Origin of the sequence: Streptomyces sp. NBC_01618, from assembly GCF_045209435.1 — a bacterium.
In the GTDB taxonomy this organism is placed as follows: Bacteria; Actinomycetota; Actinomycetes; order Streptomycetales; family Streptomycetaceae; genus Streptomyces.
Map to the genome: position 1 here is coordinate 2,898,484 of NZ_CP109297.1, position 24,502 is coordinate 2,922,985.

Annotated in this window: 23 protein-coding genes and 1 pseudogene; 14 read left to right on the plus strand and 10 right to left on the minus strand. The window is 70.5% G+C overall.

Annotated features, from left to right (window positions below; translation table 11 throughout):
* Positions 1-60 precede the first annotated feature (60 nt).
* Both OH735_RS13620 and OH735_RS13625 read left to right on the plus strand, forming a co-directional pair.
* The gene (locus OH735_RS13620) at positions 61-1,389 is read left to right on the plus strand and encodes a nicotinate phosphoribosyltransferase (RefSeq protein WP_406381750.1); all 1,329 of its coding nucleotides are present in this window, start codon (positions 61-63) and stop codon (positions 1,387-1,389) included.
* Between the two features lie 203 nt (positions 1,390-1,592).
* Entirely contained in the window at positions 1,593-2,177 is a 585-nt protein-coding gene (locus OH735_RS13625; protein ID WP_406381751.1) for a nicotinamidase, read from the plus strand.
* A 195-nt stretch (positions 2,178-2,372) separates the two neighbouring features.
* Here OH735_RS13625 and OH735_RS13630 read toward each other — a convergent pair whose 3' ends face one another.
* Both OH735_RS13630 and OH735_RS13635 read right to left on the minus strand, forming a co-directional pair.
* Positions 2,373-2,687 carry a hypothetical protein gene (locus OH735_RS13630; RefSeq protein ID WP_406381752.1) on the minus strand — a complete coding sequence of 105 codons (315 nt, stop codon included), beginning with the start codon at positions 2,685-2,687 and terminating at the stop codon, positions 2,373-2,375.
* A 123-nt stretch (positions 2,688-2,810) separates the two neighbouring features.
* On the minus strand, positions 2,811-5,210 hold the full coding sequence (locus OH735_RS13635; protein WP_406381753.1) for an immune inhibitor A domain-containing protein: 2,400 nt from the start codon (positions 5,208-5,210) through the stop codon (positions 2,811-2,813).
* A gap of 371 nt (positions 5,211-5,581) precedes the next feature.
* Here OH735_RS13635 and OH735_RS13640 point away from each other — a divergent pair, with 371 nt between their 5' ends.
* A complete protein-coding gene (locus OH735_RS13640; RefSeq protein WP_406381754.1) occupies positions 5,582-5,947 on the plus strand; it encodes a hypothetical protein in 366 nt (121 codons plus the stop codon).
* 105 nt (positions 5,948-6,052) lie between these two features.
* Here the strand turns inward: OH735_RS13640 and OH735_RS13645 are convergent, their stop codons facing one another.
* On the minus strand, positions 6,053-6,826 hold the full coding sequence (locus OH735_RS13645; protein WP_406381755.1) for an RDD family protein: 774 nt from the start codon (positions 6,824-6,826) through the stop codon (positions 6,053-6,055).
* A gap of 135 nt (positions 6,827-6,961) precedes the next feature.
* On the minus strand, positions 6,962-8,692 hold the full coding sequence (locus OH735_RS13650) for an RDD family protein (protein WP_406381756.1): 1,731 nt from the start codon (positions 8,690-8,692) through the stop codon (positions 6,962-6,964).
* A 212-nt stretch (positions 8,693-8,904) separates the two neighbouring features.
* On the opposite strand from OH735_RS13650, the gene OH735_RS13655 reads away from it, so the two are divergent.
* Positions 8,905-9,381, plus strand: coding sequence for an SsgA family sporulation/cell division regulator (locus OH735_RS13655; RefSeq protein WP_406381757.1), 477 nt, complete (start codon positions 8,905-8,907; stop codon positions 9,379-9,381).
* 29 nt (positions 9,382-9,410) lie between these two features.
* Here the strand turns inward: OH735_RS13655 and OH735_RS13660 are convergent, their stop codons facing one another.
* The gene (locus tag OH735_RS13660; RefSeq protein ID WP_406381758.1) at positions 9,411-10,778 is read right to left on the minus strand and encodes an FAD-binding oxidoreductase; all 1,368 of its coding nucleotides are present in this window, start codon (positions 10,776-10,778) and stop codon (positions 9,411-9,413) included.
* A 97-nt stretch (positions 10,779-10,875) separates the two neighbouring features.
* Between OH735_RS13660 and OH735_RS13665 the strand changes: the two genes are divergently transcribed.
* The gene (locus OH735_RS13665) at positions 10,876-12,447 is read left to right on the plus strand and encodes a tetratricopeptide repeat protein (RefSeq protein ID WP_406381760.1); all 1,572 of its coding nucleotides are present in this window, start codon (positions 10,876-10,878) and stop codon (positions 12,445-12,447) included.
* A 117-nt stretch (positions 12,448-12,564) separates the two neighbouring features.
* Positions 12,565-12,771: pseudogene (locus OH735_RS13670) on the plus strand (site-specific integrase); the annotation flags it as partial.
* Positions 12,772-12,802: 31 nt separating this feature from the next.
* On the opposite strand, the gene OH735_RS13675 reads toward OH735_RS13670, so the two are convergent.
* The 3 genes from OH735_RS13675 to hppD form a co-directional block, all read right to left on the minus strand.
* A complete protein-coding gene (locus OH735_RS13675; protein ID WP_406381761.1) occupies positions 12,803-13,366 on the minus strand; it encodes a Uma2 family endonuclease in 564 nt (187 codons plus the stop codon).
* Positions 13,367-14,017: 651 nt separating this feature from the next.
* Positions 14,018-14,218, minus strand: a complete 201-nt coding sequence (locus OH735_RS13680; RefSeq protein ID WP_406381762.1) for a hypothetical protein — start codon at positions 14,216-14,218, stop codon at positions 14,018-14,020.
* A 218-nt stretch (positions 14,219-14,436) separates the two neighbouring features.
* Positions 14,437-15,582, minus strand: a complete 1,146-nt coding sequence (gene hppD, locus OH735_RS13685) for a 4-hydroxyphenylpyruvate dioxygenase (RefSeq protein ID WP_406381763.1) — start codon at positions 15,580-15,582, stop codon at positions 14,437-14,439.
* A 134-nt stretch (positions 15,583-15,716) separates the two neighbouring features.
* On the opposite strand from hppD, the gene OH735_RS13690 reads away from it, so the two are divergent.
* The 8 genes from OH735_RS13690 to OH735_RS13725 all read left to right on the plus strand — a co-directional run bounded on the left by OH735_RS13690 (position 15,717) and on the right by OH735_RS13725 (position 22,448).
* Positions 15,717-16,190, plus strand: a complete 474-nt coding sequence (locus tag OH735_RS13690) for an Lrp/AsnC family transcriptional regulator (protein WP_266746451.1) — start codon at positions 15,717-15,719, stop codon at positions 16,188-16,190.
* Positions 16,191-16,205: 15 nt separating this feature from the next.
* Positions 16,206-16,853, plus strand: a complete 648-nt coding sequence (locus OH735_RS13695; RefSeq protein ID WP_406381764.1) for an ABC transporter permease — start codon at positions 16,206-16,208, stop codon at positions 16,851-16,853.
* 115 nt (positions 16,854-16,968) lie between these two features.
* Positions 16,969-18,168 carry an ABC transporter ATP-binding protein gene (locus tag OH735_RS13700; RefSeq protein ID WP_266752193.1) on the plus strand — a complete coding sequence of 400 codons (1,200 nt, stop codon included), beginning with the start codon at positions 16,969-16,971 and terminating at the stop codon, positions 18,166-18,168.
* 35 nt (positions 18,169-18,203) lie between these two features.
* Positions 18,204-19,061, plus strand: a complete 858-nt coding sequence (locus OH735_RS13705) for an ABC transporter permease (protein ID WP_406386547.1) — start codon at positions 18,204-18,206, stop codon at positions 19,059-19,061.
* 65 nt (positions 19,062-19,126) lie between these two features.
* On the plus strand, positions 19,127-20,074 hold the full coding sequence (locus OH735_RS13710) for a glycine betaine ABC transporter substrate-binding protein (RefSeq protein WP_406386549.1): 948 nt from the start codon (positions 19,127-19,129) through the stop codon (positions 20,072-20,074).
* Positions 20,075-20,207: 133 nt separating this feature from the next.
* A complete protein-coding gene (locus OH735_RS13715; RefSeq protein WP_406381765.1) occupies positions 20,208-20,816 on the plus strand; it encodes an ArsR/SmtB family transcription factor in 609 nt (202 codons plus the stop codon).
* 23 nt (positions 20,817-20,839) lie between these two features.
* The gene (locus OH735_RS13720) at positions 20,840-21,037 is read left to right on the plus strand and encodes a hypothetical protein (RefSeq protein WP_406381767.1); all 198 of its coding nucleotides are present in this window, start codon (positions 20,840-20,842) and stop codon (positions 21,035-21,037) included.
* A 4-nt stretch (positions 21,038-21,041) separates the two neighbouring features.
* Positions 21,042-22,448, plus strand: a complete 1,407-nt coding sequence (locus OH735_RS13725; protein ID WP_406381768.1) for an MFS transporter — start codon at positions 21,042-21,044, stop codon at positions 22,446-22,448.
* On the opposite strand, the gene OH735_RS13730 is transcribed toward OH735_RS13725, so the two are convergent.
* Both OH735_RS13730 and OH735_RS13735 read right to left on the minus strand, forming a co-directional pair.
* A complete protein-coding gene (locus tag OH735_RS13730; protein ID WP_406381770.1) occupies positions 22,378-23,166 on the minus strand; it encodes a S16 family serine protease in 789 nt (262 codons plus the stop codon). The two genes, OH735_RS13725 and OH735_RS13730, sit on opposite strands and share 71 nt — an antisense overlap.
* 382 nt (positions 23,167-23,548) lie before the next feature.
* Entirely contained in the window at positions 23,549-24,190 is a 642-nt protein-coding gene (locus OH735_RS13735) for an IclR family transcriptional regulator (protein WP_266746457.1), read from the minus strand.
* Positions 24,191-24,502: the final 312 nt, after the last annotated feature.

Genomic DNA, 24,502 nt, shown 5'->3' on the forward strand with positions numbered 1-24,502 from the left:
TCATCGCACAAACGACCCGAGATCTCGTCACTCTGACGAAATAGAGGTAGCATCCGGACCATGAATTCTGCGGACCTTGGGCGACGGGTCGGTGTGCCGTCGACCGCGCTCTTCACCGACCAGTACGAGCTCACGATGGTGCAGGCCGCGCTGAAGGCCGGTACGGCCGAGCGGCACTCGGTCTTCGAGGCGTTCACCCGCCGGCTGCCGGAGGGGCGGCGCTACGGCGTCGTCGCGGGCATCGGACGGGTGCTGGACGCGGTGGAGAACTTCCACTTCGACGACGAGATACTCAACTTCCTGCGCGAACAGGACGTCGTCGACGGGCCCACGCTCGCCTGGCTGGCCGACTACCGCTTCAGCGGTGACATCTGGGGCTACCCGGAGGGCGAGGTGTACTTCCCCGGCTCGCCCATCCTGCGGGTCGAGGGCTCCTTCGCCGAGTGCGTGCTGCTGGAGACGGTGATCCTGTCGATCCTCAACCACGACTCGGCGATCGCCGCCGCGGCATCGCGGATGTCCGCCGCCGCGGGCGGCCGCGGGCTGATCGAGATGGGTGCACGGCGCACCCATGAGCTGTCGGCGGTGGCCTCGGCGCGTGCCGCGTACATCGGCGGCTTCGACACCACCTCCGACCTGGCCGCGGGCTTCCGCTACAACATCCCGACCGTCGGGACGAGCGCCCACGCCTTCACGCTGCTCCACGACACCGAGCGCGACGCGTTCCGGGCGCAGGTGGACTCGCTGGGCCGGGGCACGACGCTGCTGGTCGACACGTACGACGTCGCCGAGGCGGTCCGTACGGCGGTCGAGATCGCCGGGACGGAGCTGGGTGCGGTACGGATCGACTCCGGGGACCTGCTGCTGGTCGCGCACCGGGTGCGGCAGCAGCTGGACGAGCTGGGCGCCACCGAAACGAAGATCGTGGTGACGTCCGACCTGGACGAGTACGCGATCGCCTCGCTGGCCGCCGCCCCGGTCGACGCGTACGGGGTGGGCACGCAGCTGGTGACCGGCAGCGGGCAGCCGACCTGCTCGATGGTCTACAAGATGGTCGCCCGCGCCGTGTCCGCCGACCCCGCGGAGCCGCTGCGTCCGGTCGCCAAGAAGTCGCTCAGCTCGAAGTCGTCGGTGGGCGGTCGCAAGTGGGCGGCACGCCGGCTGGACGAGAACGGGGTGGCCGAGGCGGAGGTGATCGGCACCGGTCCCATACCGGCGGAGCTGGCCGAGCGGCAGCTGCTGGTCGAGCTGGTCAGGGGTGGTGAGGTGATCGCCCGCGAGCCGTTGGACGCGGCGCGCGAGCGGCACACGGCGGCGCGGGCGGGGCTGCCGATGTCCGCGATGCAGCTGTCCCGCGGGGAGCCCGTCATTCCCACGGAGTACATCTGACGGAGCCGGTATCGGGTCCGGTGAGCGGGAACGGGGCGGGTGAGGGGGCTGTGACCGGGGCCGTTGCGTGGCCGGTTCGTCCCTGATCGCCGCAATCACCAAAGACGCTTGATTACGTCCCCTCCCGAAGCCGCTCCCGAGTCTCTAGGCTCGAATATGCCCCCCAATGACCGACGACCGTCCCCCACCGAAGGACACCCGCCATGCACCGCGCCTTGATCGTCGTGGACGTTCAGAACGACTTCTGCGAGGGCGGCAGTCTCGCCGTGCCGGGGGGCTCCGATGTCGCCGCCGCCATCACCGACCTGATCGGCGAGGCCCCGGCCGGGTACCGCCACGTGGTGGCCACCCGTGACCACCACATCGACCCGGGCAGCCACTTCTCCGACCAGCCCGACTTCGAGCACTCCTGGCCGCCGCACTGCGTCGCCGGTACGGAGGGGGTGGGCTTCCACCCGAATTTCGCCCCCGCGGTCGCGTCGGGTGCGATCGACGCGGTGTTCGACAAGGGTGCCTACGCCGCGGCGTACAGCGGCTTCGAGGGCCTCGACGAGAACGGCGTCGGGCCGGCGGACTGGCTGCGGGACCGCGGGGTCACCGAGGTCGACGTGGTCGGCATCGCGACCGACCACTGCGTGCGGGCGACGGCGCTGGACGCGGTCCGGGCGGGCTTCACCACGCATGTGCTGCTCGATCTGACCGCGGGGGTCGCCGAGGCGACCACGGACCGGGCGCTGGAGGAGCTCCGCAGGGCGGGCGTGAAGCTCTCCGGCAAGCCGGTGGTGTAGAGCCCTCTCACGACCCGCACGACCCGCGCCGCAGCGCCGGCCCGCGCTCTCGCAGCGCCGCCCGCACCGCAGCGCCGCCTGCGCCACCGCCCACGCCGCGCCGCCGCCCGCGCCCCCGCGCCGCGCCGCCGCCCGCGCCCCCGCGCCGCGCCGCCGCCCGCGCCCTCGCAGCGCCGCCCGCGCCCCCGCGGCGCCTCAGGCCGGTCGGAGCAGGGCGCGGATCGGGTGCCAGAGCTCCTGGGCCCGCTCCGGTCTCGCTCGCCAGAGCACCCCGTCCGGGTGGTGCAGCACGGCGGTGATCTCGTCCGGGGTGGGCGGCTCGGCGTTGCCCCGCAGGTAGACGGCGCGCAGGCCCAGATTGCGCAGCCGGGTCAGCGCGCGGGCCCGGTTGGCCGCGTGCACCAGGACCCGGATCGGGGCGCCCGGACCCGCTCCGTCCGTCGGGCCGGTCAGGGTGATCGCGACGACCACACTGCCGTTCGGCAACTTGTCGAACCCTCCGCCTGCCATGTCCGCACTCCCCCGTGAGACGTCGCGTCAATAAGGATCTGAACAAGACGCACCTAAACACGATCGGCCGCCGCCCGCTAGAGGGCGACGGCCGATCAAGCTCTGACCTGCGGTGATGCTGGATTACTTGTGCGAGGCACCAACCTTGACGATCATCGTCGACCCGTCGCGCGGCTCGCTGACGATCGTGATCCGGGTGTTCGTGTCAGCGACCTGAACACTTCCGGTCTCGTTCTCCGCGTACCAGTAGGTTCCCTTGTGGTCGTCGAAGACCGGGATGCCGAGCTGCGACTTGATCTGCACCGGCACGTCGGCGTTGTGCAGCGTGAAGCCGTCGGTCCGGTACTTGCTGAAGGTTGCGTCGAAGGGCTGGATCTTGTTGCGGATGACCGTGCCGTCCGCCCACTTCAGTGGCTTGGCGTGCGCGTCGATCGGCAGGATCCGGCCCTTGCCCGGGTGGCTGGAGACGTTGTTGTCCTTCTGGGAGGTGTCCCAGAGCCAGATGAGCAGACCGTTCTGGTACGGGTAGTGCTCGACCCAGTCCGGACGGGTCTTGGAGAAGCCGAAGTTGTACGGGCCGACCTTGAGGGTCTGGTCGAAGCTGACGTACTGGCGGTTCTCCGCGATGTAGTACTGCGGGTAGTCCTTGGTGAACGACTCGCCGACGCGGGAGAAGCCCTTGCCGGTCCAGCCGTTGTCGTCGCCCTCGGCGTTGTCCGAGAAGATCACGGCGCCGTCGGCGCTGACCGAGATGGTGTCGGCCGCGAAGCCGATGCCGCCCGCGCCGCCGTCGGTGGAGTAACGGAAGCGGATGTCGATCTTCTTGCCCGCGTAGGCGTCCAGCGGGTAGGAGAGCTTCTGGTACTTGCCGGAGACGCCGGTCAGGGCCGGCTTGTCACTGGCGTCGCGCGGGATCGCCTTGCCGTCGGCCGTGCCGTCGATCGCGGTCCAGCTGGTGCCACCGTTGTCCGACACCTCGGTGTAGAGGTAGTCGTAGTCCTTCTCGATGTCCCAGAAGCCCGCGAGGTCCAGGGACGCCTTGGACTTGCCGGTCAGGTCGACCGAGCGGGAGAGGGTGTTGTTCAGGTTGTCGCCCATGTCGCTCCACCACTGCTTGGAGCCCTCGGCGGGCTTCGTGACAGGGGTGGTGACGGCCTTGTCGGGCAGCGTGACGACGAGCGCCTGCTTGTTCTTGGTGTTGTACTCGGACACGCCCAGCTCGTGGGTGGAGTCCGTCGCGGCCTTGGCCTCGGCATAGTCGAGCCAGCCCAGCTGGAGCTTGTCCCAGGCGGTCATGTCGCCGGGCAGGTCACCGATCTGGTTCTTGCCGGTGCCGAGCCAGGAGCCGGCCGACATCAGGGACCAGAAACCGACCGAGTTCTCGGCGCGGTTGGTGGTGTCGTACAGGTCGGGCAGGCCCAGGTCGTGGCCGTACTCGTGGGCGAAGACGCCCAGGCCGCCGTTCTCGGGCTGCGCGGTGTAGTCGCCGACCCAGAGACCGGTGTCACCGATCTGGGTGCCGCCCGCCTTGTTGCCGGCCGGGCCGGTCGCGCCGACGTCGGTGCCGTACGCGTACCAGCGGTGCGCCCAGATGGCGTTCTCGCCCTCGACGCCACCGCCCGCCGACTCGTCCTCACCGGCGTGCACGATCTGGAAGTGGTCGATGTAGCCGTCGGGCTCGTTGAAGTCGCCGTCGTTGTCGTAGTCGTAACGGTCCCACTGGTCGTACTGCGCGAGGTCCGCCTTGATCTGCTCGGGCGTACGGCCCTTGGCCTTCTGGTCGGCGGCCCAGGCGTTCACGCCGTCCTTGATCATGTCCCAGGCGTTGGCGCAGTTGGACGAGCCGCAGTAGTTGGACCCGTAACGGGCCTCGTTGTACGGCACCTTGACCCAGTCGGAGACCTCGCCGTCGACCGAGTAGCGCCCGGAGGACGTCTTCTCGTAGTACGTCTTCAGCGAGTTCTTGCCGGCGCCCGTACCGAAGTAGAGGTCCTGGAAGTGCGCCTGGTTGTAGTCGGCCTGCCAGGCGGTGCTGTTGTCCTTCTTGGGGTCCGGCTTGGCTATCTTGTTGTGCGCCGGGCCGGGCGTGCCGCCGTACTTCAAAACGGCCGGCTCGGGGCCGTCACCGTCCGGGTCGAACATGGTCGTGTTGTCGACCTTGTCGCCGAACTCGACCAGGACCGTGAAGATCTTGTCGGTCTTCTCGCGGCCGAGTTCGACGTACTTCTTGTCGTCGAGCTTGACGACCTTGGAGCCGTTCCGCGTCGACACCTTCTTGTCGCCCGCCATGACCTGCTCCAGGGCGGCCTGACGCTGGGCGTCCTGCTGCTTGCTGAAGGGGCCCTGCAGGTCGTGCGAGTTGCCCTTGGCCGAACCCGGATCGCGGCGCTCGACCGCGGATGCCTTCGCCCCCGACGTGTGGTCATCCGCCTGGGCTGTGGCGAAAGCTGACGCCGTAGCGGCAGTCGCGGCCATGGCCACGACAACCGCAGCGGCGCGAAGCGCCCGTCTGTTAGTGGTCACTTGATGCAGTCCTCCCCGGCGCCCGCGGCAGCGGCCTGGCGTGGTGTGGAGAGGCCGCGCGCGGATACGCGTCACAAGTGACGACATTTGACCGGAGTTACGAGAGAAAAGACAGACCTTGACTTGAAGAGAGCAAGTGCACTACGCAGGATCGCGTTTCCGATATCCGAACGCTCCCCGTACGGTCAACCGGAGCGTCATGGCCGAGGGTTGCAGCACGGAATGACTCCGTGCGCCCCCCGTGCACCGGTACCGTGGGTTAGGTGATGCTTACTACTGGTTCCGCTCGGGCATCCACCGTCGTAGAGTCGCTTGACAGTGCGAGCGTGTCGAGAGACTGCCCATCCGATGCCCCGAGGACGGATACCGCCATGCCGCGTATCACTGCCGCACAGCTCTCCTACGGTTCGGTCACCGTCGTCTTCTCGACCCTCGCCATGCTGCTGCTCTCCCGTACGGATTCGGGCCTCGGCGTCGCCGTCATCGGGACCGCGGCGCTCGCGCTCGGCCTGCTGGTGGCCGTGACCGTACCCCACCCCTCCCGGGCGAAAACAGCGAAGTCCGCGAAGGCCAGGGCCGCGGCGCGCACGAACCACGATCCGGTCTCCGCCGCCGTCGAGGCCGAGGGCCTCGCCCGCGACGGCGCCCGGGCCCCGATCCCGCAGGCCCGCACGGCCGGACAGCGCGCCGCGGCGCGCGTGGACGAGCTGCTGGGCGAGCATTCCCTGCGGAGCTGAGTACGGATACGGCCTCGGTCTCCGTACGGGCTCGATGACCGAGCCGGTACGGAGACCGAGGCAGCAGCTGGTACGAAGACCGAGGCAGCAGGGCTTGGCAGCGACTCAGTCGGTCTGGACGACCACCGTCTTCGCCGCCTTGTCGTGAAGGCCCTGCCGGTACGGCTTGTCCGTGAACATGAGCACGATGTTGATCAGCCACCACAGGCACGGGCAGCACAGCAGCGCCGGCAGCCACAGCACCACGCCCCGCAGGAACGCCGTCCCGGTGTCCGGCACCCGGCCGTCGTTGAGCATCGCGACCCGCAGCTTCAGCAGCCGCTTGCCGATGGTCCGGCCGTCCTTGTGCGTGAAGTACGTGTCGTACGCGACGTAGGCCACCAGACCGATCAGCGACCAGAGCAGTTGGTGCCCGCTGTACGTCTGGCTGAAGACATTGTTGACGCCGTTGTTGCTGCTGTTGTCGTTCATCTCGACCGCACCGCCCCATGGCAGCGAGATCAGATACAGCGGGATCAAGATGATCAGGAAGTCGATCAGCCGGGCCAGGATCCGCTTGCCGGGCTCGCCCAGCGGCGGCATGCCGGCCAGCGGATCCACGCCCCCGTACGGGCCACCGCCGCCGTAGGCACCGGGATCGTACGGCGGCGGCCCGGGCGGCGGAGGCGGCCCGGGCGGCCCAGGCGGCGGCCCGGGCGGAGGCGGCGGGGTGCCGCCGTAGGGCGAGCCCGACGACGGCCCCTGCGGCTCTTGCGGCCACTGAGGCCCCTGCGGCCCTTCCGCCCCCTGAGACCCATGAGGCCCCTGAGGCGCCTGAGGCTTCTTGAGGAACGGGTCGTCCTCGGGCGGCTGACCGGACGTCGGCTGATCGTTGCTCATGGGGGCAGTGCACCGCGGCCCGGGGGCGCCCGCAACGGCTCAGGTGCGTTCGGGGGAACGGGACGTCCTCCGCCGGGCCTCACCCGATGGGCCGTCAGCCGGAGGAGTGCCCTCCGCTGCCCGGGGCCCGCGCGGTCAGCCGGCCACGAAGGTGTGCGCCGCCTTGTCGTGCCAGCACTGGCGCCACGGCCGGTCGAACAGGCACCACAGCACGTTGAGCACCCCGAGCACCAGGACGCCCAGCAGGCCGTAGACCAGCCAGCGGCGCAGCGCGGCGGCGAAGGACGGGGTCTCGTGGGACTCGATGTCCCGTACGTCGAGTCCACAGAGCTTCTTGCCGAGCGTACGGCCCCACTTCGCGGTCGGCAGCGCCTCCAGCAGCACACCGAGCACGAGGAACGCGCCGAGCACCGCACCGAACAGGCCGGCCGTGGTGGAGTCCACCAGCCAGACGGTCACCGTCTCACCGGACAGCTTCGCCGCGTTGATCTTCTCGTCGATGTGGTCCATCGCCCGCGAGAGGAGCGGGAAGCCGATCGCGCCGGCGAGCGCGCCCAGCACGACCGTGTCGACGAGCCGCGCGGCGAACCGCTTGCCGAGCCCGGCGGGCCTGGCCGACGCCTGGGCCTGCGCGAGCCGCTGGAAGGGGTCGTCGACCGGCGGCTTCCAGGGCACGACGGGCTGATCCGGCTGCCCACCCTGCGCACCGAGCTGGGACTGGGGCGGGAGGTGGGGTTGCTGGGGCTGGTGAGTCCGGGGCTGGGGGCGGGCCATCTGGTCGGGCTGGGCGAGCTGGTGGACCTGCTGCGCCCAGGGGGTGGCACCGCCGGGGCCGGGAGCGGGGGCAGGAGCCGGGGCGGGGGCGGGGGCGGGGGCCGGGGCGGGGGTTTGCGCGGGGGGCTGGGCCGCCGTCTGCGGTGGTGTCTGCGCGGGGGTGCCGGGGCCGATCGCGCGGATCGCCATCGTCCCGTCCGCGGGCGCCTGTTGCGTCGACTCCGTCGACCGGGAAGCGGGTGCGCGGCCCGGGCGGTCGACCCGGATCGCGACGGTGTTCTCGGGGGTCCGGCCCCCGGCGTCGCGCATGGCGGGCAGCGCACCGCCCGCCGGGTCCGGGGAAGCCGGCCGACGCGGGTCCGCGGGGGCGCGGTCGGCGGGTGTCCGGAGCGCGGGGGCGCGGTCGGCGGGTGTCCGGAGCGCGGGGGCGCGGTCGGCGGGTGTCCGGAGCGCGGGGGCGCGGTCGGCGGGTGTCCGGAGCGCGGGGGCGCGGTCGGCGGGTGTCCGGAGCGCGGGGGCGCGGTCGGCCGGGACCGGGTCGGCCGGGGCACGGTCGGCGGGGGTGCGGTCCGCAGGCGTACGCGGATCCCGTCCGGACTCCGCCGCGGGGCCGGACTCCGGCACCGACGCCCCGCCCTGACCGCCCTGACCGCCCTGGTCGCCCTTCCGGCCCGGCTCGCTCCGGGCGGTACCGGGCTGACCGGTGCCGCCCCAGGAGACCCGTCGGTCGCGTTCCCCGCCGAAGCCGGTCTGCCGGGAGGCGTCGGCCTGCCAGGCGGTGGCTGGTTCCGGGTGGTTGTCCGCGCGCGGCTCCTCGTCGAGGTAGACCGGACCGGTCTCGTCCACCGGCGCGTCGGCCGGCGCGGACGCCGCGACCGACGGCTGCGGCTGCGGCTGTGGGCTCGGCTGCGGTTCGGCCGCCGCTCCGGCGGGCGAACCGGGCATCGACTCGCCCTGCTGCGGGGCGGGCCGGCTCGTGCCGGGAACCCACGAAGCGCCGTTCCAGTACCGGACGTATCCGGGAATGGACGGGTCGGGGTAATACCCCTCATGGGGGCTTTCGTCACCGGGTGCCGGGGTTGGGGCGCTCATCACCGTGGTCCCGTATCTCTTCGAGGCCTCAATACAACGGGTCCACATCTATCAGACGCCCGCCCGCCCCTGGGCCGGTCCAGGGGTTTGGTCCACTTTTCGGTCACCCGGAAATTCTTTCCGGAAGTCGCGTCATAGTTGGCGTGGAGGGCGCTCTCTCCCTGTGCGGACCGGTCGCGGGACCGGCCCACAGGCACCGAAAGGACGCACTCATGCACACCGTCGTGGAGCGCGAGCTGGAGCTCAAGCTGGTTCTGGCGCCCGAGCGCAGCATCCCCGTCCCTGCCCGGCTGACGTACCGCACCGAGGATCCGTACGCCGTGCACGTCGCCTTTCACATCGGCTCCGACTTCCCCGTCCACTGGACGTTCGCCCGCGATCTGCTCGTCGAGGGCGTGTTCCGGCCGTGCGGTCACGGGGACGTGCGGATCTGGCCGACCGAGGTCGACCGGTGCGACGTCATCTTCGTGGCGCTGACTTCGCCCGACGGCGACGCCCTGCTGGAGGTGCCGTCCGCCGCCGTGGCCGCCTGGCTGGAGCAGACCCTGCGGCTGGTTCCGCCGGGCACGGAGACTGAGCGGCTCGGCATCGACGAAGGTCTCGCCGAGCTGCTCGCGCCGCTGCCGGCCGACGACCTGTGGCTCAATGACCTGTGGTGGCCGGACGAGTCGCAGGACGGCGACGCATGAGCAGGCGCGGGCGCGCTCCCCGCCGGCCGTCAGAACACCTTGCCCGGGTTGAGCAGCCCCAGCGGGTCGAAGGCCTGCTTGATGCCCCGGTGCAGTTCGACGCCCACCTCACCGAGCTCGCGCGCGAGCCACTCCTTCTTCAGTACGCCGACGCCGTGTTCACCCGTGATCGTGCCGCCGAGTTCCAGGCCGAGGCCCATGATCTCGTCGAAGGATTCGCGGGCCCGCCGGGACTCGTCGGCGTCGGTGTGGTCGAAGCAGACGACGGGGTGGGTGTTGCCGTCGCCCGCGTGCGCGCAGACGCCGATGGTGAGGCCGTACTTCTCGGCAATGGCGGCGGTGCCTTCGAGCATCGCGCCAAGCTTCGAGCGCGGTACGCAGACGTCGTCGATCATCGTGGCCGACTTGACGGTCTCCAGCGCGGTGAGCGACATCCGCCGGGCCTGGAGCAGCATTTCGGACTCGGCGGCATCCTGGGCCGGGACCACCTCGGTGGCGCCCGCCGCGGTGCACAGCTCGCCGACGGCGGCCAGGTCGGCCGACGGGTCCGGGGCGTCGAAGGCGGCGAGCAGGAGCGCCTCGGTGGTGTCGGGCAGGCCCATGTTGGCCATCTTGTTGACGGCGCGGATCGTCGTACGATCCATCAGTTCGAGGAGTGACGGAGTGTGACCGCGCTCCATGATCCGGCAGATCGCGTCGCACGCGGTCGCCGCGCTCGGGAACTCGGCAGCCAGCACCAGCTGCTGCGGCGGCCGGGGCTTCAGCGCGAGCACGGCCTTGACGACGATGCCGAGGCTGCCCTCCGAACCGACGAAGAGCCGGGTGAGGTCGTATCCCGCGACGCCCTTCGCGGTGCGACGCCCGGTGGTGAGCAGGCGCCCGTCGGCGAGGACGACCTCCAGGCCGAGTACGTACTCGGCGGTGACCCCGTACTTCACGCAGCACAGCCCGCCGGACGCGGTGCCGATGTTGCCGCCGATGGTGCACATCTCCCAGCTGGAGGGGTCCGGCGGGTAGTACAGACCCTGTTCGTCGACCGCCCGCGAAAGCACCGCGTTGACGACACCGGGCTCGACGACCGCGATCCGGTCGACCGGGTTGATCTCCAGGATCCGGTCCATCTTCACGAGGGACAGCACGATGCAGCCGTCGGAGGCGTTGGCCGCGCCCGACAGACCGGTACGGGCGCCCTGCGGGACGACCGGGACGCGCAGGGCCGTTGCCGTGCGCATGATGTGCTGGACCTGCTCGACCGTGCGCGGGAGCACGACGACGGCGGGCGTGCCCGCCTCGCAGAAGCTCGCCATGTCGTGGGCGTACGAGACAGTGACATCCGGATCGGTGATCAGGGCCTCGGCCGGAAGCCCCGCACGCAGTTGTTCGAGAAGACCATTCATGATCAAAGCGTGGCACCCGGGCCCATTGGTGTGAACCCGTCTGCGGCAGCCTTCACAAGACGCGGTGTGCTCATCGTACTGACGCAGAGTGATCGGCATGGATGTCATGCCGCAGGAGCCCCCGGAGTCCGTCGATTCGACGAAGCCTCCCCCTGACTCTCCCCCTGGCCCTCCCCCTGAGCTCGCAGGAACCGACCCCGTACCCATGGACCCCGCGCCGCTGGACCCGGCGCCTATGGACCCGGCGTCGTCGGCCGAGCTGCCGCCCGTCTCGCTGCGTACGACGCTGCGCAGGGCGGCCATGGGTGTGGTGGCGGGTGCGGTGCTGGTGACGGGCGCGGTGGTGGCCGTGCCGGAGGACGAGAAGAAGTCCGCGCCGCCGCCCGCGCCGGGTCCGGTTTCGCGTGCCCTGCAGGCGTCGGACATGGGCTATCCCGCCTCGCTCTCCGATCTGACGGCGCTGATCGGGGACCGGCAGCAGTGGGTGGGTACGCATCCTACCGACGCGAAGTCGTGGGCGCTGCTCGGCACGGCCTTCGTGGAGTGGGGGCAGCGGTCCGCGGACGAGGCGTACTTCGGCCGGGCCGAGGAGGCGCTGAAGCGCTCGCTGAACGTCGAGCCGGGTGAGAACGGGAACACGACGGCCTGGGTGGGGCTCGCGACGCTCGCCAATGCCCGGCGCGACTTCGCCCTGGCGAAGAAGTGGGGCGAGACGGTACGGGCGCGGCAGCCGAAGCAGTGGACGGTGTACCCGGCGCTGATCGACGCGTACAACGGCCTCGGCGACTACAAGGCCTCGCGCACGGCGGTGGAGCGGTTCGCGGCGCTCCGCCCCGGCGCCGCGGCGCTCCTGCGTTCGGCGCGGATGTACCGGGACCGCGGCTGGCGCGAGAACGCGCTGGCGGGCGCGCAGGACGCGGCGGACCGGGCCACCACTGCGGCCCAGAAGGCGCAGTGCCTGCATCTGCTGGGCGAACTGGCCTGGGAGCGGGGCGAGCCCCAGGAGGCGGTCACGCAGTACAGCGCGGCGCTGCGGACCGACCGCGACCACTACGCGTCGCTCGCGGGCCGGGCCGCAGCGCTGGCGGCGCTCGGCCGTACGGACGAGGCGGAACGCGACTACAAGGCGGCGCTGGCCGGTCTGCCCCGGCCCGAATACCTGCTGGACCTGGGCGAGTTGTACGAGTCGCTGGGCCGGGACGAGGATGCCCGAAGCCAGTACGCGCGGCTCCGCGAGGCTCTCGCGCGGGGCGACGGCCAGGGCGGTGTGGACAACGCGCTCCTGCGCGGCCGTTTCGAGGCCGCTCACGGGGATCCGGCGGTGGCGGTGGAGGTGCTGAAGGCGGAGTGGGACCGGCAGCACCGCAGCGCGGCGGTGGCGGACGCGCTGGGCTGGGCGCTGCACCTGTCCGGCGACTCGTCCGGTGCCCTGCCGTACGCGACGCATGCGGTCGCCACGGGGGGACGGATCGCCTCGTACGCGTCCCACCTGGGCGCGATCCAGCAGGCGTTGAAGGACTACGACCCGGCGCGCCGCAACCTGACGGAGGCCCTGCGCACCAACCCGCACTTCTCACCGCTGGAGGGCTCGGCGGCCAAGGAGGCCCTGGATCTGCTGGGCGGCCCTCCGGCGGGCGGCCCGCCGGGCATGGCGCCCGCGAAGCCGTAGCGCGCTTCAGCGGCGCCGAGTCGTCGCTGACGGCGGGCGACGGGTTCGGGCGACGCCGACAGTTGCCGGTGGGCCCGCGAGGCGCGGGCCCACCGGCGGCTTCCCTGACTGCCCGTCTCGACCGCCACCCGGCTCCTGGAACAGGGCGTCGACCTCGTCGTGATCAAAGAACTCCTCGGCCACGCCCACATCGGCGTCACCGCCACCGTCTACGCCGACGTCCGACTCCGCCTCCAACGCCAGGCCATCGACACCCTCAACGACGCGCTCAGCCCGACGGACGACGACCCTGACGACCCACCCGCCGCGGCAGTCGTCCGCTGACGTTGCCGTTAGCGTTGCCGTCAGACGGCATCTACTGCCGTGCGAGTCCAGCGGGGTCGATTGCGATGGAGAACGGGGCGTCCAGGTGCGTGGTCGCGCCGGAGAGTGCAGTCGTCCGCTCCACGTACCGGCCGCCCTGCAGCTCGTAGATGGCGAGCATGGGGGCGGGGTCGAACTCCAGGCGCCAGAAGTGCGGGATGGCGGCCTCGGCGTACAGCATGGGCTTGACCTTCCGGTCCATGGTGCTGTTGCCCGGGGAGACGAGTTCGACGACAAGCTGGACCGCTTCGATGTCGACGGTGACGGGGTCGTCGGCGGTCGCGCCGGCGTCGGCCACAACCAAGTCAGGAACGACCAGGCCCGACGGCAGGACGACATTGACGCCCTCCAGGATCTCCACCGGTGCGCCGACGGCCCGGGCGGCCGCGTCCAGGGCGACATGGAGGCGGAACGAAGCCCGCTGATGGCGAACTCCAGGCGCGGGGGACATTACGAGGGATTCCCCCAGCAGTTCGTAGCGCATGGTGCGGTCTTCGGGCAGGGCGAGGACGTCGGCGACGGTCCAGGGCCCTGTGTGGTCGATGGCAACGCTCATTCCCTTTCACCTCCTCGTCCGCCCGGCAGCCGCGGTGTGACCCCGACAGGCGGTACACGGCCAGCATACGGGCGCTCCCACCTCCCGACACCAGGTCTCGCTGGCACGAGCGAGACCCCGAACGCGCGTGCCATGAAGCCCTCCGCCGGAACGGCGTCGGCAAGGCTCGCCCATGGCTGACCTAGGCAGCCGAGTGCTGGCGCGTCCGGAGATCCTGCGGTCGACCGGCTGCTCTGGGTGCTGTTCTGCGCGGCCAGGGGTCCGGGTTCGGGTGAGCGGGGCGGCGCCGTAGTGGCCGGGCCCGCGTCCCGGCCGCGCGCGGGTCCGCGTCAGCGGGCCCGCCTTGAAACCGCATAGAAATTATCGACCGGGCGGCCCGCCGGGCATGGGACCCGCGAAGCCGTAGCGCGCTTCAGCGGCGCCGAGTCGCCGCTGACGGCGGGCGACGGGTTCAGTCGCCGGACGACCCGCGAGGCGCGGGCCCTCCGGCGACTTCCCTTCCATGCCGCCCGGACCGGCTCGCCGGGAGCGGTGGCGTAGCGGGGGCGGCTTCCAGGTCGGGGTGGGCTGCGCCACGTGCGAACGGTGCGGGCCCCTCGCGGGCCGGGCCGGGACGTTCCTCGACGACGCCCGGCCCGGCCACGAACCGGTTCAGCTTCGGTACACCCGGACCAGACGGTCGGCGGGTACGCGCAGTGAGCAGCCGGAGGTGAAGGTGAGCACCACGGCCGAGCCGCCGGAGGCGTAGCGGTCGAAACGGAGTGTCGCCACCTCATGCCATGTCCCGTGTACGCACACCAGGTCGCCGCGCCACACCCGCACCACACAGGCCGCTTTCCTTACGAAGGCCAAGCGGACGCGGTAGTGCATCGCTCCGGCCGGGCACCCAGGGCCGGAGTCTCGGGCGTACCGGAGGCCCCGGTCCGAGCGGTCGGTGGGCGTCCGCCACCGGACCGCTCCCCCTGCCGGCAGCCGACTGGCCGCCCGAGCTCCGAGGGATGTCCGAGACCCCCGGACAGCAGAAACGGGCTCCCCGGAGGGAGCCCGTTCCGCTGTCCCGGCCGGGGGGCTCAGAGGTTGCCGCGCCTCTCCTGCTCGCGCTCGATCGCCTCGAACAGGGCCTTGAAGTTGCCCTTGCCGAAGCCCATCGAGCCGTGGCGTTCGATCATCTCGAAGAAGACGGTCGGGCGGTCCTGGACCGGCTTGGTGAAGATCTGCAGCAGGTAGCCGTCCTCGTCGCGGTCGACGAGGATCTTGAGCTCGCGCAGGGTCTCCACGGGGACCCGGGTCTCGCCCGCCCACTCGCCGAGGGTGTCGTAGTACGAGTCGGGGGTGTCCAGGAACTGGACGCCGGCCGCCCGCATCGCGCGTACCGAGGCGACGATGTCGTTCGTGGCGAGCGCGATGTGCTGGACGCCCGCGCCGCCGTAGAACTCCAGGTACTCGTCGATCTGGGACTTCTTCTTGGCGACGGCCGGTTCGTTGATCGGGAACTTGACCTTGAGCGTGCCGTCGGCGACGACCTTGGACATCAGGGCGGAGTACTCGGTGGCGATGTCGTCGCCCACGAACTCCTTCATGTTGGTGAAGCCCATGACGCGGTTGTAGAAGCCGACCCACTCGTTCATCCGACCGAGCTCCACGTTGCCGACGCAGTGGTCGATGGCCTGGAAGTAACGCTTGGCCGGCGGCTCGACGATCGGGGCCGCGGCGACGAAACCGGGAAGGTACGGGCCGTCGTAGCCGGTGCGCTCGACGAGGGTGTGGCGGGTCCTGCCGTACGTGGCGATGGCGGCGAGGACGACCGTGCCGTGCTCGTCCTTGACCTCGTGCGGCTCGGCGAGACCGAGGGCGCCGTGCTCGACCGCGTACGCGTAGGCCGCGCGGGCGTCCGGGACCTCGATGGCCAGGTCGACGACGCCGTCGCCGTGCTCGGCCACGTGCTCGGCGAGGAAGCGGCCGTGGTCGGTGGACGCCTTGATGACGGAGGTGAGGACGAACCGGGCCGAGCCGTTGGTCAGGACGTAACTCGCCGTCTCACGGCTGCCGTTCTCCGGTCCGGAGTAGGCGACCAGCTTCATGCCGAAGGCCGTCGAGTAGTAGTGCGCGGCCTGCTTGGCGTTGCCGACGGCGAAGACGACCGCGTCCATTCCCTTCACCGGGAAGGGGTCGGCCTGCCGGGCAGTGTCGGGGGTGGTGTGCAGAGTCTCAGTCATGTCCGAAGGCTCTCGCCGCTTCGCAAGGTGCGCAACAGTTCGCGAATCCGCTGGGCAATCTGCATAGCGGATAGGGATGATGGCCGGGCTATCTGTACATGATGACCACCACAGTGACCCCCCGGAGGCGCACCATGGCGATCGATCATCTGGACGGCCGGCTCATCGTACTGCTGGCGCGCGAACCCCGCATCGGCGTCCTGGAGGCCTCGCGCCGGCTCGGTGTGGCGCGCGGAACGGTGCAGGCGCGCCTCGACCGCCTTCAGTCGAATGGAGTCATCCGCGGATTCGGCCCGACCGTCGATCCGGCGGCGCTCGGCTACCCGGTCACGGCGTTCGCCACGCTGGAGATCAAGCAGGGTCAAGGGGCCGATGTACGGGCGCACTTGGCCGGTGTTCCGGAGGTGCTGGAGCTGCACACCACCACCGGGCACGGCGACATGCTCTGCCGGCTCGTGGCGCGTTCCAACGCCGATCTTCAGCGGGTGATCGACCGGGTTGTCGGTTTTGATGGCATCGTCCGGGCCTCCACGGCCATCGTCATGGAGAACCCGGTCCCGCTGCGCGTCATCCCGCTCGTCGAGCAGGCCGCGGAGGACGACGACTGAGCCGAGGAGTGGCGTGTGAGCTTCTGGGAGTATCTGGGCAACCGGCACCAACAGCTGCTCACCGACGCGTTCCAGCACGTGAGCGCGGTATTCCAGTGCATGGTCATCGCCACCGCGCTGGGCATCCTGATCGGGGTCGTCACCTATCGCAGCGGATGGGCGGGGTCGCTGGCGATCACGTCGACGGCGACGATCCTCACCATTCCGTCCCTCGCCGCGATCGGTCTGCTCATCCCGCTGGTCGGGCTGGGGGTCCCGCCGACGGTGATCACTCTGACGCTGTACGGGCTGCTGCCGATCGTCCGCAACTCCATCGTAGGGCTGCGCGGGGTCGATCCGGCGCTCGTCGACGCGGCGAAGGGCATCGGGATGTCGCGGCCCGCCCGGCTGTTCCGGGTGGAGCTGCCGCTCGCCTGGCCGCCGATCCTCACCGGCATCCGGGTCTCCACCCAGATGCTGATGGGCATCGCCGCGATCGCCGCATACGCGTCCGGCCCGGGCCTGGGCAATGAGATCTTCCGCGGCATCGCCTCGCTGGGCAGCGCCAACGCGATCAATCAGGTGCTCGCGGGCACGCTCGGCATCGTCATCCTCGCCCTGCTGTTCGACGCCGCGTACGTCCTGCTCGGACGGCTCACCATTCCCAGGGGGATTCGTGCCTGAGACCGCCGACTCCAGGACGACCGGGTCAGGGGCGACCGGGTCCGGGTCCGCCGCAGCCACCGACACCGGTACCGCCCACGGTGCCGGGACGACGCACACCACCTCCGGCGCCACCATCCATCTGGACAATCTGACCAAGCGCTACCCGGGCAATCCGAACCCGGCGGTGGACAACGTCACGCTGGACATCAAGGCGGGCGAGACCGTGATCTTCGTCGGCCCGTCCGGCTGCGGGAAGTCCACCACCCTGAAGATGATCAACCGGCTGATCGAGCCGACGTCCGGGCGGATCAGGATCAACGACGAGGACGTCACCGACATCGATCCGGTGAGGCTGCGCCGCAAGATCGGTTACGCGATCCAGTCGTCCGGGCTCTTCCCCCACATGACGGTCGCCGAGAACATCGCCCTCGTACCGAAGATGGTCGGCTGGTCGAAGTCGAAGGTGAAGGACCGGGTCGAGGAGATGCTCGATCTCGTCGGTCTCGATCCCCGCGAGTTCCACGGGCGCTACCCGCGCGCTCTCTCCGGCGGACAGCAGCAGCGGGTGGGCGTGGCAAGGGCCCTGGCGGCCGATCCGCCGGTACTGCTGATGGACGAGCCGTTCGGCGCGGTCGACCCGATCACCCGTGACCACCTCCAGGACGAGCTGATCCGGCTCCAGCACGAGTTGCACAAGACGATCGTCTTCGTCACCCACGACTTCGACGAGGCGATCAAGCTGGGTGACCGGATCGCCGTACTGCGGGAGCGTTCGCACATCGCGCAGTTCGACACCCCGGAGGCGATCCTCACCAACCCGACGGACGACTTCGTCTCGGGTTTCGTCGGTGCCGGGGCGGCGCTGAAACGGCTCAACCTCACCCGCGTACGGGATGTGGAGATCGCCCAGTTCCCGACGGTGACGGTCGACGACCCGCTCCAGTCGATCTTCAACACGCTGCGCAGCAGCCTGCACAACGAGCTCCTGATGCTGGACCGCAGGAACCGCCCGTACAAGTGGCTGCGGCGCGGCGACCTGATGCGGGCCCGGGGTTCGCTGGCGCGGGCCGGGCAGCTGGTCCATGACACGGTGACGCGGGACGCGACGCTGCACGACGCGCTGGAGGCGGTGCTGATCGACAGCGGCGGGCGGGTCGCGGTGACCGGGCGGCGCGGCGAGTTCATCGGGGTCGTCGACATGCACACCCTGATGAACTCCGTCCACGAGCTGCTGGAGGCCGACCGGCTCACCGCCATCGAGCACCAGCACGACCTGGAGGAACTCCGCTCCCACCAGACCGAACAGGAGCTGGAGGGAGGTGCGGAGGCATGAATCCCAACTCCCCGCTCGATTCCGGTTCGGCGCGTATGGCGCGGTCCCGCCGGGCGCCCGGTTCCGACAAAGCCCGTCCGCCCGGCGAGCACGACGTCAAGGGCCATGCCTTCCGCGACGAGGAGGCGGAACCCCCGCCGCCACCGGCCCGGCCGCGGCGCCGGATCACCTGGCAGAAGCTGGTGCTGTTGCCGGCCGTGCTCGCGGTCGTCCTGGTCATCACCTATCTGTGGATCACCAACATCCACCTCGACTCGATCGCAAGGAATTCCCTCACCGGCGGCAATGTGCAGTTGCGCTGGTGGCAGCATGTGAGGCTGACCGCGATCTCGACGTTCTGGGTGCTGATCATCGCCATCCCGCTGGGGATCGCACTGACCCGGCGCAGGCTGCGCAGGGGCGCCCCACTGGTCACCGCGCTCGCCAACATCGGGCAGGCGACCCCGGCGATCGGTCTGCTGGCGCTGCTGGTGATCTGGCTGGGCATCGGCCCGTCGACGGCGATCATCGGCATGGTGCTCTACGCGGTGCTGCCGGTGTTCTCCAACACGGTGGCCGGTCTGAGAGCGATCGCACCGGACCTGGTCGAGGCCTCGCGCGGCATCGGCATGTCGGCGATGGGGACGCTCGCGAAGGTCGAGCTGCCGCTCGCCGTCCCGCTGATCCTGGCCGGTGTACGGACGGCGCTGGTGCTCAATGTCGGCACCGCGACCCTGGCCACCTTCGTCGGCGGCGGCGGTCTCGGGGACCTGATCACCTCGGGCATCCAGACCCAGCGGATGCCGGTGCTGGTGCTCGGTTCCGTACTGACGGTGGTGCTGGCGCTGCTGGTGGACTGGCTGGCGTCGCTGGTCGAGGTGGCGCTGACACCGCGCGGGCTGGAGGTGGGGTGATGGGCGCGGGGACGCAGCGGGGTGCTTCGGTCCGACGGAGGGTGCGTGCCGGGCTCGTGGGCGTGATGGTGCTGGCGCCGACGCTCGCCGGGTGCGGGCTGAAGAGCGGCTCGCCGATGGTGGACGACGTGGTGCCGGGCTCCGTCGGACAGGGCGATCCGTTGAAGGGTGCCTCGCTGACCGTCACCTCGAAGAACTTCAGCGAGAACATCGTCCTGGGCCAGATGATCGGCCTGGTCTTCAAGGCGGCCGGGGCGGAGGTCCTGGACCGGACGAACCTGCCCGGTTCGATCAGTGCGCGCGAGGCGATCGTCAAGGGCAGCGCGGACGCGATGTACGAGTACACGGGCACCGGCTGGATCACCTACCTGGGTCACGCGAAGCCGATCGCCGACCCGTTGAAGCAGTGGCAGGCGGTCCGGGACGAGGACCGGAAGAACGGGGTGACGTGGCTGCCGCAGTCCACCCTCGACAACACCTACGCGCTCGCCATCAGCCGGAAGAACAACGCGAAGTACCACCTGAAGACGCTCTCCGACGTCGCCGCGCTGTCGAAGAAGAACCCGTCGGCGGTGACGATCTGCGTGGAGAACGAGTTCGCCTCGCGCGACGACGGACTGCTGGGCATGGAGAAGGCGTATGGGATGTCCCTGCCGACCGCCAACATCAAGAAGATGGACGCCGGGATCATCTACACCCAGGTCTCGAAGTCCAACTCCTGCCTGCTGGGCGAGGTGTACACCACGGACGGCCGGATCAAGGCCATGGACCTCGACGTGCTCGTGGACGACAAGCACTTCTTCCCCAACTACAACGCGGCGCCCGTCATCCATACCAAGACCTTCGAGAAGTATCCGCAGATCGCGGGGCTGCTCGACCCGGTCAGCAAGAAGCTGACGACGGAGGTCGCGCAGGAACTCAACGCGAAGGTGGACGTCGAAGGGCAGGACCCGCACGAGGTGGCGAAGGACTGGCTGATCCGGGAGGGGTTCATCGAGAACAAGAAGAGGTGAGGGGGAGAGGGCGAGGGGGCGAGGGGGCGAGGGGGCGAGGGGGTGGGGAAACTCGGCACGGGTCCCAGAGTTACAAAGAAGCCGATGCAAAGAAGAGGTTGCAAAGCTGCCTTTGCAAGTCTACCGTTGAGGCATGGCAGCGACGAAAGCCGCCGGCAGCGACAACGCCGCCGACGATCAGAAGATCCTCAGCATCGATGCCCGCACCCTGCGCGGGCTCGCCCACCCTCTGCGCATCCGACTGCTCAGCACGCTCCGGGAGTTCGGTCCCGCCACCGCGTCCAAACTCGCCGACCGGCTCGGCGAGTCCAGCGGCGCCACCAGCTACCACCTGCGCCAACTGGCCACGTACGGCTTCGTGGAGGACGACCCCGAGCTCGGCAAGGGGCGCGAGCGGTGGTGGCGGGCGGCGCACTCCGGCAGCGCCTTCGACACCGCGATCATGAAGGACGCCGACCCCGAGGTCCGCGGCGCCATGAACGTCGTACTCCACGAGCTCGCCACGGCCCATGCCCAGGAGCTCAACACCTGGCTCGGCACGATGCACGAGTGGCCCGAGGAGTGGACCCAGAACTGGGACCTCAGCGACTTCAAGATCCGGCTCACCCCTGAGCTCACCAGCGAACTGGCCTACAAGATCCACGACCTGGTCAACAGCTATCGCGGACGCGTCCCCGAGGGCACCGAGGGCTCGGCCATGGTCCGTACGCATACGCACCTCTTCCCCCGCCCCAACGCCTGAACCGACCGAAGGGATCCATCGCCATGAACGCCGAGACGCACCTGCAGCTGCACGCCACCCGCTCCGCCGAACTGCGCCACCAGGCCGACACCTTCCGTCCCGCCCCGCGCGCCCCGCGCAAGGACCTGCGGACCCGACTGGGCTGGACCATGGTCGAGTTGGGGCTGCGGCTGATACCGAACCGGCCCACGCTGTCGGCTCGCTCGCCTCGTACGGCCTAGGGCCATGGACGGGGGGAAGAACACACACGCCGGCGCGCACGCCGAGAGCCGCGACCGAAGGCCGCTCGCTTTCGTTCTCGCGGCCAACTCGATCTCCACCATGGGGAGTTCACTCACGCTCATCGGGGTCCCGTGGTTCGTCCTGGAGACCACGGGCAGCGCGGGCCGGGCCGGTGTCGTCGCCTTCTGCGCGACGCTTCCGATCGTCGTCTCCGCGCTGATCGGCGGACCGGTCATCGACCGGATCGGACGGCGCCGGGTCTCCGTCACCTCCGACCTGGTGTGCGGCGTCGCGGTCGCCGCCATCCCGCTGCTGCACTACGCGGACGTACTCGCCTTCTGGATGCTGTGCGCGCTGATGGCGGTCAGCGGGCTCCTCCACACGCCCGGCAACACGGCCCGCTACGTCCTCGTACCGGATCTCGCCGAGTACGCCGGCACCACCCTCGCCCGTGCCGCCAGCCTCTTCGACGCCGTCTCACGCGGCGCCCGGATGGCCGGGGCGGCGCTGGCCGGCTTACTCATCGCGCTGGTCGGCGCCGAGACCGTCCTGCTCCTGGATGGTGCGACGTTCCTGACGTCCGCGCTGCTGATCGCCCTCGGGATACGGGGGCTGCGCGCGGCGGAGCCCCGCAAGGCCGCGAAGCCGGTCTCGCTGCGGGCGTACCGCACCGAACTGCGCGAGGGATACGCCTACTTGCTGAGCAACCGGCTGCTGCTCGCAATCGTGGTGATGGTCCTCTTCATGAACGGCACCGATCAGGGCTGGAACGCCGTCCTGCTGCCGGTGCACGCCTCCACCGAGCTGGGCGGGGCCAGGGACATCGGGCTGCTCACCGCGCTGTTCGGCGCAGGCGGGCTGACCGGGGCGCTGCTGTACGGGGCGTTCGGGCACCGCTACTCGCGGCGGGCCGTGTTCACGGTGTGCGTGGTCCTGTGCGGCGCGCCCAGGTACGCGGTCGCGGCACTGACCGGGACGACGCTGCCGCTCGCCGTGACCATGGCGTTGAGCGGGCTCGCGGGCGGGGTGCTGAACCCGGTCCTGACGACGGTGATCTACCAAAGCGTGCCCGATGAACTGCGCAGCCGGGTCTCCGGGGTCCTCACGGCGGGCGGCGAACTGGCCATGCCGGTGGGCGGTCTCGCGGCGGGCCTGCTGGTGGAGAGCGCGGGCGCGCGGGGTGCGCTGCTGGCGATGGGCGGGGTGTTCCTGCTGGCAACGCTGAGCCCGCTGGTGTTCCCGGCATGGCGCACGATGGACGCGGTGGACGCCGAGGCCGGGGACGCCGGGTCCGGGGACACGGCGGCGGAGGCTGCGGTACCGTCCACGGCCGTACAGGTCAGCAGCTCGGGACCTTGCGTCCGTGCTCCAGCGCCTGGAGCGAGGACACCGCGCCCTTCAGGGTCGTGACCGGGATCAGCCGGAGCCCCTTGGGCAGCTCCGCGCCCGCCTCCCTGCACTCGGCTTTCGGGACGAGGAAGACGGTCGCACCGTCACGGCGCGCGGCCTGCGTCTTCAGCGACACCCCGCCGACGGCCCCGACCTCGCCGTTCGCCTGGATCGTGCCGGTGCCCGCGATGGTGCGGCCACCGGTGAGGTCGCCGCCGGAGCCGTCGCCGTCGAGCTTGTCGACGATGCCGAGCGCGAAGAACAGGCCCGCGCTGGGGCCGCCCACATCGGCGAGGTGCAGGGTGATGTCGACCGAGCCCTTGGGCTTGCCGAGGTAGTTCAGGGCCGCGTCGACGGCGGAGTTCTGCGACTTCCGCATGTCTTCGAGGTTGTGCTTCTCGATCTCCTTCTCGGAGCCGCCGGTCGGGTAGACGGACTCGCGGGGCAGGACCGCCCGGTCCGTACGGAACCAGCCGTCGATCACCTCGCCGACACCGACATCGGCGTTCGGCCCGGTCGCGATGATCGTCGTCATCCGCAGCTCACCCTTGGTGGGGCGGGTGGGCGCGCCCTTGATGCTGATCACGGGGGTGCCGTGGTCCGCCCCGAGCACGTTCGCGGTCGTGCCGGGCTGCGCCAGCGTGAACGGCAGCGGCGCGAAGGCGGCCACGCCGAACAGGGCGAGGACGGGCAGGGCGCACAGGGCGAGGGTGCGGGGGCGCGAGTGACGAGTGAGCACCCGCCCAATCTAGCCGCCGGGGCGGGATGTGTGGGCCGGGTGGTGGGGCGCCCCGGTCCTGCCCGGACCGCCCGCGCTCCGTGAGCGGCCGGGGTCGTCCGGTCGGCCGCTTTGTCCTCAATCGCCGGACGGGCTTGATGTGGCCACCCCGCCGCAACACGCGACAGGCCGGGCACGCCCGACCAACCGTTTCGTCCTCAACCGCCGGACGGGCTTGATGTGGCCACCCCGCCGCAACACGCGACAGGCCGGGCACGCCCGACCAACCGTTTCGTCCTCAACCGCCGGACGGGCTTGATGTGGCCGCCCCGCCGCAACACGCGACAGGCCGGGTAGGCCGGTCGGCCACGGCACATGCAACCGCCCGGCCCCACCGTTTGCCCTACCGCAGTGCGTCCGCGACCTCGCGGGCCGCGTCCACGACGCGGGGGCCGACACGTTCGGGTACGGAGTCGGCGAGCATCACCACGCCGACGCTGCCCTCGACGCCCGTCACCCCGACCAGCGCGGCCGCCGCCCCGCTCGCCCCGGCTTCCAGTTCGCCGTGGGTGAGGGTGAAGGCGGTCTCGCCCACCGGCTTCTGGCGGGCGGCGAGGATCGCCCGGCCCGCGGCGCCCCGGTCCAGCGGGTGGCGGAAGCCGGCCCGGTAGGCCACGTGGTAGTCGGTCCAGGTCGGCTCGACGACCGCGACGGCCAGCGCGTCGCTGCCATCGACCAGCGTGAGGTGGGCGGTGGCCCCGATGTCCTCCGCGAGGGACCGCAGCGCGGGCAGCGCGGCTTCCCGTACGAGCGGATGGACCTGGCGGCCAAGGCGCAGCACGCCCAGGCCCACCCTGGCCCGGCCGCCCAGATCGCGGCGTATCAAGGCGTGTTGTTCCAGGGTGGCCAGCAGACGGTAGACCACGGTCCGGTTGACGCCGAGTTTGTTGGACAACTCGGTGACGGTCAGGCCGTGGTCGGTGTCGGCGAGCAGTTTGAGGACCCGTAGTCCCCGGTCGAGCGTCTGGGAGGTCTCCGCGGTCACGACGCCCTCTCCTCTGTGGTGAGCGGCGGCGGCTGGTCCCATGGAATGTGCGCCGCCGGTCCCAGCGGCAACGTACGGAGAAGCCGCCGGCCTGGCCAAGGCACCGGCTGCGCTCCGCGGCGGCATTGCCACGGGGCGTTCATTTTTTGGGACAGTAGCGAGCCAGTCCGCTCAGCGGAAGGCCTCGTCCAGAATCCGGGCGTCAGCGGAAGTGGAGTTGTGGTGAAGAAGCATAAGCGCCGGTCAGTGGCGCGCCGGCCGAAGCCTGAACGTCTACGCGCGTCCAGGTCGGCCGACGGCTCGGCAACACTC

What these genes read in the sequence shown, in the direction of transcription:
- OH735_RS13715 (WP_406381765.1), top strand. Translation starts at nt 20,208, where the DNA reads ATGGCAGCGACGAAAGCCGCCGGCAGCGACAACGCCGCCGACGATCAG.
- OH735_RS13645 (WP_406381755.1), bottom strand. Translation starts at nt 6,826, where the DNA reads ATGAGCAACGATCAGCCGACGTCCGGTCAGCCGCCCGAGGACGACCCG.
- OH735_RS13705 (WP_406386547.1), top strand. Translation starts at nt 18,204, where the DNA reads ATGGCGCGGTCCCGCCGGGCGCCCGGTTCCGACAAAGCCCGTCCGCCC.
- OH735_RS13710 (WP_406386549.1), top strand. Translation starts at nt 19,127, where the DNA reads ATGGTGCTGGCGCCGACGCTCGCCGGGTGCGGGCTGAAGAGCGGCTCG.
- hppD (WP_406381763.1), bottom strand. Translation starts at nt 15,582, where the DNA reads ATGACTGAGACTCTGCACACCACCCCCGACACTGCCCGGCAGGCCGAC.
- OH735_RS13655 (WP_406381757.1), top strand. Translation starts at nt 8,905, where the DNA reads ATGCACACCGTCGTGGAGCGCGAGCTGGAGCTCAAGCTGGTTCTGGCG.
- OH735_RS13625 (WP_406381751.1), top strand. Translation starts at nt 1,593, where the DNA reads ATGCACCGCGCCTTGATCGTCGTGGACGTTCAGAACGACTTCTGCGAG.
- OH735_RS13720 (WP_406381767.1), top strand. Translation starts at nt 20,840, where the DNA reads ATGAACGCCGAGACGCACCTGCAGCTGCACGCCACCCGCTCCGCCGAA.
- OH735_RS13665 (WP_406381760.1), top strand. Translation starts at nt 10,876, where the DNA reads ATGGATGTCATGCCGCAGGAGCCCCCGGAGTCCGTCGATTCGACGAAG.
- OH735_RS13660 (WP_406381758.1), bottom strand. Translation starts at nt 10,778, where the DNA reads ATGAATGGTCTTCTCGAACAACTGCGTGCGGGGCTTCCGGCCGAGGCC.
- OH735_RS13675 (WP_406381761.1), bottom strand. Translation starts at nt 13,366, where the DNA reads ATGAGCGTTGCCATCGACCACACAGGGCCCTGGACCGTCGCCGACGTC.
- OH735_RS13620 (WP_406381750.1), top strand. Translation starts at nt 61, where the DNA reads ATGAATTCTGCGGACCTTGGGCGACGGGTCGGTGTGCCGTCGACCGCG.
- OH735_RS13725 (WP_406381768.1), top strand. Translation starts at nt 21,042, where the DNA reads ATGGACGGGGGGAAGAACACACACGCCGGCGCGCACGCCGAGAGCCGC.
- OH735_RS13640 (WP_406381754.1), top strand. Translation starts at nt 5,582, where the DNA reads ATGCCGCGTATCACTGCCGCACAGCTCTCCTACGGTTCGGTCACCGTC.
- OH735_RS13650 (WP_406381756.1), bottom strand. Translation starts at nt 8,692, where the DNA reads ATGAGCGCCCCAACCCCGGCACCCGGTGACGAAAGCCCCCATGAGGGG.
- OH735_RS13690 (WP_266746451.1), top strand. Translation starts at nt 15,717, where the DNA reads ATGGCGATCGATCATCTGGACGGCCGGCTCATCGTACTGCTGGCGCGC.
- OH735_RS13630 (WP_406381752.1), bottom strand. Translation starts at nt 2,687, where the DNA reads ATGGCAGGCGGAGGGTTCGACAAGTTGCCGAACGGCAGTGTGGTCGTC.